Annotated in this window: 4 protein-coding genes; 1 reads left to right on the forward strand and 3 read right to left on the reverse strand. The window is 51.2% G+C overall.

What is annotated here, in order from left to right:
• Positions 1-607: hypothetical protein (locus HOK28_15205; GenBank protein ID MBT6434445.1), on the forward strand; the 607-nt coding region annotated here is incomplete at its 5' end.
• Between the two features lie 115 nt (positions 608-722).
• Here the strand turns inward: HOK28_15205 and HOK28_15210 are convergent.
• The 3 genes from HOK28_15210 to HOK28_15220 are packed head-to-tail and all read right to left on the reverse strand — an operon-like array spanning position 723 to position 5861.
• Positions 723-3065, reverse strand: coding sequence for a helix-hairpin-helix domain-containing protein (locus HOK28_15210; GenBank protein MBT6434446.1), 2343 nt, complete (start codon positions 3063-3065; stop codon positions 723-725).
• Positions 3062-3532: a thermonuclease gene (locus HOK28_15215; protein MBT6434447.1), complete on the reverse strand. Its 471-nt coding sequence runs from the start codon at positions 3530-3532 to the stop codon at positions 3062-3064. The genes HOK28_15210 and HOK28_15215 overlap by 4 nt, the downstream gene beginning before the upstream one ends.
• Before the next feature lie 19 nt (positions 3533-3551).
• A complete protein-coding gene (locus tag HOK28_15220; GenBank protein ID MBT6434448.1) occupies positions 3552-5861 on the reverse strand; it encodes a lamin tail domain-containing protein in 2310 nt (769 codons plus the stop codon).
• Positions 5862-5886 lie beyond the last annotated feature (25 nt).

Raw genomic sequence — 5886 nt, forward strand, 5'->3', positions numbered from 1 at the left:
CCCTGCCTTCTTTAAAAAGAATCCACCCACAGAAAACGATTACTCCGTTGGCCTTAAGCTTACTCTGGGAGACTTCGAGTTATTTGGTGCTGGCGATTTAGGCGGCGAAAATATCGTCCGCCGTTTTGGCCCCGTAAGTTCAAGCTACAATGATATCGAATCTTACATCTCGAAAGATGTAGGAGGCGTTGAGGTCTACCGCGTCAATCACCACGGTTCTGGTCACAGCTCCAATGCATGTTTTACCGAAGTGATGCAGCCAAGTGTCTCTGTGGTCTCCTCGGGGCACAACAACCCCTACAAACACCCCGCTGCTGATGTGTACCAGCGGCTTAAGAAATACAGCGACGTATTTATCACTGGCGGTGTCGCAGAAAAGACACGAGACGCTATCCCTTCCATCACAGAGGATGTGGTAGGTGGTGATGTTGAAATATTAGTCTCTCCCGATGGAAGCACTTTCTGGGTAAACGCAAAGCGCTATCAAAGCCGCAGTGAAGCCGAGGAAGAAGCAAGCGCGACGCGTTCAAAGGTATGCACCGACACCCGACTGAATCAATTCAAAGAAGATAATTTTAAATACATCAAGGGCCGCGTCGGGGACTAAACCGCTGCCTTTAAATTCTTCGGCGTCGACCAACATACCTTCAGTGTAATCTATTTAAAATATTACACCTAAGATATCTCTTTAGTATAATACATTAAGTATTAAGACAGAGATCTCAATAAGTGAACGTCATTTCAATCGAGCCTATATGGTAGGTATCGTACCGTCCTGTGCGCTCACCTGCTCCTGCCGGAGTTTCTCCCTGAACAACTTCTCCACTCTCAGAAACCTCGTATACGGGTTGAATGGTGTTGCCGTAGGAAATCAATGAATAGCGCGCTCTAACGCTTAGCCAATCAGAAAGGTTTTGGCGCCAATCCAGGTAAGCTGAGGTCGTGCCATCAGGAGTGCCCAGAGTGTAACCGTCTGGGATATCCTCGATAAGGCTTGGATACTTAACAGCCACCTGCTCCAAAGCATGGGCCACACTTAAACGGACCAATGCGCCCCGAATAGGCTTTGCCGAAATACTTCCCCGAAAACTATGCGTGAGCATCATTTTATCATCAAAATTCGAAACGTCTTGAGCTGCCCCGCGGTAATGGAATGAAAAGCGGTAGCCCTTTAAACGCTCTGTGGTGATCCCTGTACTCCAGGAATGCCGAGCACCCTTCCCAGTGATGTAGAGATCTCCTTGAAACTCATCATAGGAGGCACTGCCAAGTTCATAACGTTCTTCCCCGCTGTAAACTTCATCTCGTCCACCCTCACCGATGTCATTATCGCTGTAGTTGTAGGTAAGGTTCAGCCGCTCTTTTTTGGACAAATCGAAAATAGCGGATTGACGTACACGCATGTCCCAAACATCATTATCGAGCCACTGAAGCCCACCTTCGTCATCATACACATCGAGTTTAATCTTGTTGAATATATCAGCCGACGTCACCAATCGCAGCCACTTTGTAGGATCAAGGCTAGACTGAAAGCGAACCCCCCGCTCATTGCGGCGACGGCTACCAAAGGTGGTACTGGCTGCAGCATAAGAACGCGCATAGGGATTATCGTAAAGATGCGTATAATAACGCCCCGTCAATGTGAGTTCCGCCGATTTGGCCGGTTCCCAGACTGCGCGTAGAAGACCAGCGTGACCACCCGTGTCGCTGTAGGCATAGGAAAGCCCTGCATCGAGATAGTCGTTGCCCCAGCGCGCACTCACACCCACAGAACCGTAAACCGGTCTGCGTGGGTTGGTAGTGGTTCCTGAAAATTCAGGCTCCGCAGGCTCGGCCACAACAAATCGAGTTTCACCCCGATAACCTGTCACCGAAAGACTCGTGCTCTCATTTAAGCTCCAGGTAACATTCGCCCCGGTAACCAATTCTCGAAACGCATTGGCTATCGTTTGGTATTGATAAGAGGTCCCCGTTTCAGGGTCATAAATACGGCTTGAGTGACACATATTGTCCTCGCCGCAAGTGTAACCTTCAGGACAGTCTGTGCTGCTTCCACACGTATTCTCGCCGCCTTCTTCAGGGAGATAGAGTGCATCTAAGCCGTGTCGCATTTGATACTGATACAAATTCTCAGTTTGGTACGAGGCAAATACCGTTGCATCTAGCCAGCCATACTCAAAGTCTGCCTGTTCCAAGCTTAGTGCTGCTCCAAAAAGCGGTGCCGAAGAACGGTAAAGCCCAGATTCATTGTTACGGTACAGACCTTTAGCGTGCCGCCACCCGTGAGGATGCCGAGTGCGGGTAGTATCAAAAACCAGTTTTTCTCCAAAGCCCACATCATAAGAGCCCACGATGCCACTCCAGCTATTTTCGCGGACGGAGACAAACACCGAATGCAAGTCAAACTCTGACGAGGGCGCACCCAGCAAGGCTCCGCGGCTGTTGTCCCAAGACACATCTGTAAGCCGAGTCATCAAAGCGGCCACACCAAACCCGAAAGTGGACAGTGCTGTGCCGTGAGCATCGAGCATAAAAGAAGGTGTTGCCGGCGGCTCAGCAGCAAGGTTTAATTGGTCTTCTGCACGCCCAGTTCCCTTCCGTAAAATGGACCCAACCTTCACTTTTAGCTGTAGCGGATCCTCTTCTTCTATTTGCCCCGCAGCGCCCATGGCATCAGAATAAATATCACCACCATATTTCACCTGAATGAATGGCTTTATCTGGGCTAAGAGAGCGTCTGTGACACCTGCTACCTGCATTAAAGTTCCAACACGAGCAAATGCACCGTGCTCCGAACGGTAGTTAATCATCTCTTGTGCAACGCCGTAGGTCATTCCTGGCAAATCGTAGAGCATATCTCGGTCAGCGCCATTGATATTCATTGGGCGCTCGCACAACGCAGCCAAAAGTTCGTATTCATCTTCCGTAATATCTGTTTGCAACAGGAACTCTTCGAGGTCGTCACACGTATTGATGAAGACGTAGGTGCCGTATTCACGTGCCTGCGCAACAGAGCTTAGGCATATTACCAGCCATAGAATCCCAAGGGATAAGAAGCGCTTCATTCGCATGCCCCCCAGATTCCAGCGCTCTGCTCTTTTGCCAAAGCTTCCAACGATTGAAATTCATCAGCTAAGCTATAATTGGGTTCAATCAATAAAACTTGCCCATAACCTCGCTCCACCAAAATAAAATTCACCATGCGCTCTCCGCGAAAGACAAAACCCAATAGGCGGTCATAGCGGTCTTTGCATTCTTGGTCGTACTCGATGGTCACCGAGCGCCCGAGGACTAAGTCCTCATTCACTTGCTTGGCTTCTTCAGCCAAACACTCAGCTGGGTCGCTGCTGTTGCTATTGAGCTCTGGGGCATCGAGATTGAGGTATCGTAGACGAAATATCTCGCCGCCAGCTTCAACATCAACTGTATCGCCATCGACCACATTCGTTACAACGCCCTCAGTGGGACCGCATAAAGATTGGGTCAAAGTTTCACCGCCGCAGCCGCCCAAAAGGGCTGCCGCGATTATCATCGCATATTTCATTTGGATATTACTCCCCGCAGATTGGGTTCGCTGAGCCCGGAGTTCCCAATAAAGGAAGCTCCGCAGGAACACTCTGGGTGGCCACGCACCAATTATTCAGATCATTATTTGCCGTTGCATCCAATTGCGCCGGGTCGAGTGAATAGCTCGCACCCGAGGTAGGATCAAATGGTCCTGCGGTTTCATCCAGGATCGAACCGTCAGCGTTCACCAGTTTTAGCGTAAGGTCACTGACGTAAAATAAGGTAGCCGTCGCAGAACCAATGGTGGCCGCGGTGGGAACACCTTCAGCTGCTGCGCCCTGCCCGCCAATAACAATATAGCCTCCCGGTTCAACCGATACGCATTCATCGCTCTCGATGGTTTCGTCAGTCATACTGCCCGTGGTTTTATGGGCTTCAATGATTAGGCCATTGAGGTCGAAGACGGCATCAGAGGTGTTGTAGAACTCCACCCAGTCGCGGCCTGCGTCTGAACCATCGGGGTTTGCAAATACCTCTGAGATAATCACCTCGCCCACATCAGGCAAGGTCAGCGTTCGGGGGCCATCGGTCCCCACACAAGATGCGCCGCATAGGTTGGCTGCTCCGGGAGTACCATAGCCTTCATAACTGCCCGATGTTTGCGATTCGCAAAATGCGCTAGAAACATCATTGGCATCAGCAGAGAGGCTTCCTGGCTGGAGGCTTGCCGAGCGCCCGCTTGCGGTGTCGGGAACCATAGCGAAATCAATTATGCTTTGCCCAAACGCGATTTCAATTCGAAGCTCGGAGTCGTTTAGAAAACTCAGCGTATCGTCAATGGCCAGAGGTGTGATTCCACCATTCATTGTTTCGTCTGCGGAAGCGCCTATTACCACATAAGTGCCGGGCTGAGCCGCTAAGCAGGTTTCACTGGTAAGTGTGAAATCTTTACTGCTGCCTGTATCCATTTTGACGTTGGTGATCGTAAGCCCATTTAAATCTACGGGCTGCGCTGCCGCCACATACACTTCAAGCCACTCTTTGCCGCCGTCTGTACTGGATGGATCGATAAGAATTTCTGAGACAATCAAGTCTCCCACAGCTGCAACAGATACGGGCCGAATACCATCGGCGTCCATGCAGCTCACGGTACCGCAAAGTGCGTTCGCTGCACCCGGGGTTCCTACGCCGTCAAACGCGGTATTTTCTTCAAGTGGGCTCTGGCAAAACGCACCTGGCAAATCATTGCCATCGTGGGTAAGCATGCCACCATCTAGAGACCAGCTGCGGCCTGCTTCTGGCTCTTCAAGCACAACACGGTCGAGGAGTTCACCACGGCGCGTAATTTCGATGGTAGCCTGGGCATCGTTAAAGAATGCAAGCCCTGGCGCAACGGCATCGACGACCAAGTTACCGTTGATGCTTGTGTCTGCAGAAGCACCGATAACGAGATAATCCCCCGGATTACCTTGCACACAAGCCACGCCTGAGATTTCGGCGCTATCCACATCACTGGCATCGGCACGGGTCGACGTAATGACGAGGCGGTTCAAGTCTACTGAGTCGGAGCCCGCTACATAAATCTCAATCCATTCCTTATTGGTATCGGTACCATCAGGGTTAATAAGGACCTCACTGATGACGAGGTCTCCCAAGACTGGGTCGCTGATATCCCGCGGTCCGTCTTCACCATTGCAACTGACGAACCCACACGCAGTGTTTGCACTGCCGGGGCTTCCAAAATTTCCATCCGAGTACTCTGTTGCGCCTTCGCACCAATAGGTTGCACTGTCGTTGAGTAAAGAATCAGGCGCCACGTCGCCCTCAAGAGACAAACTTCTACCTTCAGATGGCTCCGGCAAACCGTCATCTGTGCCATACCAAACTTCGTCGATCAGAGCGCCGCCACAAGCAATCGCAATGCCGCCCTTCGTGTTGCCCAAGGCACCCAGGTTTTCGTTGGTCAGCCCATCAAGCGGTGCATAATCGTAATCGATGGGTTCAACGCCCACGACGCCATCGCCCAACACAAAATACGCATTGGCTTCCAAGGTGCCGAGGTTTCGCAAATAGTGCTGCTTAACTTCAATACCGCCATCGCTGTTGAATGAGAGACGCCGCAATTCCAAGCGGTCGAGTACCAACGGCCGACTGGCTGCATTGTAGATTTCAAACCACTCGCCATCGCCGTCGGCGCCACTTGGATTGGCCATAATCTCACTGATGACCACATCGCCGACCAGGGCATCGCAGCCTGTTCCAACCTCAACCGGCGCCTCACAGGCGGAAAGGAAGATAGCGGCAAAGGCTAAAGAAAACGAAATAGTACGCGGCTTATAGAGAATATTTTTCATTGTGACCCATGGTGATCAACGGGGC

It is taken from the genome of Deltaproteobacteria bacterium (genome assembly GCA_018668695.1).
Classification (GTDB): Bacteria; Myxococcota; XYA12-FULL-58-9; order XYA12-FULL-58-9; family JABJBS01; genus JABJBS01.

Bases quoted from the DNA above. Each gene is read 5' to 3' on its own strand.
- HOK28_15210 (MBT6434446.1), bottom strand. From the start codon at position 3,065: ATGAAGCGCTTCTTATCCCTTGGGATTCTATGGCTGGTAATATGCCTA.
- HOK28_15215 (MBT6434447.1), bottom strand. From the start codon at position 3,532: ATGATAATCGCGGCAGCCCTTTTGGGCGGCTGCGGCGGTGAAACTTTG.
- HOK28_15220 (MBT6434448.1), bottom strand. From the start codon at position 5,861: ATGAAAAATATTCTCTATAAGCCGCGTACTATTTCGTTTTCTTTAGCC.